This window comes from Streptomyces calidiresistens, assembly GCF_014141525.1.
Taxonomy (GTDB): Bacteria; Actinomycetota; Actinomycetes; order Streptomycetales; family Streptomycetaceae; genus Streptomyces; species Streptomyces calidiresistens.
In genome coordinates this window covers 1-2,349 of record NZ_VKHS01000807.1, presented here as the reverse complement: position 1 = coordinate 2,349, position 2,349 = coordinate 1, and the positions used below count along the sequence as shown (strand labels likewise).

Genomic DNA, 2,349 nt, shown 5'->3' with positions numbered 1-2,349 from the left:
CCGCCCTGCCGATCCTGCGGGACCCCGCCGACACCACCCCACCGCGCTTCGTCCGGCACGAGGAGACCCTGGAGCCGACCGAGTGGGCCGCCCTGCGAGCCCGGGCCGCCGAAGCCGGCGTCACCCCCACCGCGACCCTCCTCGCGGGTCTCGCGGTCGTATTGGAACGGTGGGGCGCGGGCGACCGCGTCTGCCTCAACACCACCGTCTTCGACCGTCCCGACGTGCACGGTGAGGCCGCCGACGTCGTCGGGGACTTCACCACCACCGCGCTGGTCGCCGGCCCGCGGTGGTCCCCCGGCCGACCCGGGGGCTTCGCGGCCCTCGCCGCCGAAACCGGCCGACGTTTCTGGGAGGACCTGGACCACGGTTCGGTCTCCGGGGTCGAGGTGGTGCGCGAGATGCTCCCCGGTGCCGGCGCCCCGGACACCGCCCCGGCGTTCCCGGTCGTCTTCACCAGCGGTGTCGGCCTGGCGGGCGAGGGACCCGCCCCGCACGCCTGGATCGGGCGGGAGGTGTACGGCGTCTCCCAGACCCCCCAGGTCCTGCTGGACCACATCGTCCGGGACGAGGGCGGACGCCTGCGGATCGCCTGGGACCACGTCATCGGTGCCTTCCCCGACGACTGGATACCCGCCCTGGCCGCAGCCCACGGCCGTTTGCTGCGCCGCCTGACCGACCCGGCGGCCTGGACCGACCCCTCACTGGGCTTCGACCCCTCCTTCCTGCCCGCCGAACCCCTCGACGTCAGCCCGTTCCCCGACGCCGACGGCCTGCTCGACGGTCCCCTCCGCGTCGCCGCGCGCCGCGGGCCCGACCGGCCCGCCGTGCACGCCCCCGGTGTCACCGTCACGCACGAGCGGCTCGCCGCCCTGGCGGAGGACTGCGCCGCACTGCTCGCCGCCCGGGGGGTGGGGCCGGGTGAACGCGTCGTCGTGGCCTGTGAGAAGACCCCGGCCCAGATCGCCGCCGTCCTCGGCGTCAGCCGGGCCGGCGCGGCCTACGTGCCGGTGGAACCCTCCTGGCCCGCCGCCCGGGTCGAGGCGGTGTGCCGCCGATCCGGGGTGCGGCACGCCCTGGTGGGACACGGAGTGGATCTGCCCTGGCCCGAGGGGGTCACGGTGCACCGCCTGGACGCCGCCGGACGGCCGACCGGTTCACCCGGCGGTACCGCCCCGACGGCGCCGGCCGGCGTCCCAGCGACCCCCGATGACCTCGCCTACACCATCTTCACCTCGGGCTCGACCGGAACCCCCAAGGGCGTGGACATCGAGCACCGTGCCGCCCGCACCACCGTGGACGACATCGTCGACCGCTTCTCGGTGACCGCGCGGGACCGGGTCCTGGCCCTGTCCGCGATCGGCTTCGACCTGTCGGTCTTCGACATCTACGGCGTCCTCGGGGCGGGGGGCTCGCTGGTCCTTCCCGACCCGGCCCGGCGCACCGATCCGCAGCACTGGCTCGAACAGGCCGGTCGGCACGGCGTGACCATCTGGAACACCGCGCCGGCGCTGCTGGAGATGCTGGTCGAGTACGCCGAGACGGAATCGGAGGTCGCCGCCGGGGCGCTGCGCACACTGCGCCTGGTGATGCTCTCCGGCGACTGGATACCGCTCAACCTCCCCGACCGGCTGCGCCGGCTCGCCCCCGGCGCCCGGTTCATGAGTCTGGGCGGGGCCACCGAGGCCTCGATCTGGTCCATCACCCATCCGGTCGAGCGGGTCGATCCGCGGTGGCGCAGCATCCCCTACGGGCGGGCCCTGCGCGGCCAGTCGTTCCACGTCCTGGACGAGGACGGCGCCCCCTGTCCGGTGGGCACGGCCGGCGAGCTGTACATCGGCGGCGACGGGCTGGCCCGGGGGTACACCGCCGACCCGGAGCAGACCGCCGAGCGCTTCGCCCCTCACCCCGTGCTGGGCGAACGCCTCTACCGCACCGGCGACCTGGGCCGCTGGACCCCCGCCGGGGTCATCGAGTTCCTGGGGCGCGCCGATCGGCAGGTCAAGATCCGGGGACACCGCATCGAACCGGGGGAGATCGAGGCGGTGCTGGGGCGCCACCCCGGGGTCCGACAGTGTCTGACGCTCGCCCGCCGGGGGAAGGACGGCAGGCCGCGCCTGATCGCCCACGTGGTGCCCCGGGACCCCGACCGGGCCCCGGACCCGGCCGACCTCGCGGCGTTCCTCTCCACCCGGGTGCCGGACTACATGGTGCCCCACCGCTTCGTGACGCTGGAGCGCTTCCCGGTCACGGCCAACGGCAAGATCGATCACGCCGCCCTGGCCGCGGCGGCCGAGGCCGCCCCCGGGGCGCCCGCGGACAACCGGGCCACGGGGGAGGGCGCGGCGG

At 75.6% G+C, this 2,349-nt stretch carries 1 protein-coding gene; it reads left to right on the top strand.

Features of this window, described 5'->3' with window-relative positions; genetic code table 11:
• Nucleotides 1–2,349: amino acid adenylation domain-containing protein (locus FOE67_RS22960; RefSeq protein ID WP_182666750.1), on the top strand; the 2,349-nt coding region annotated here is incomplete at both ends.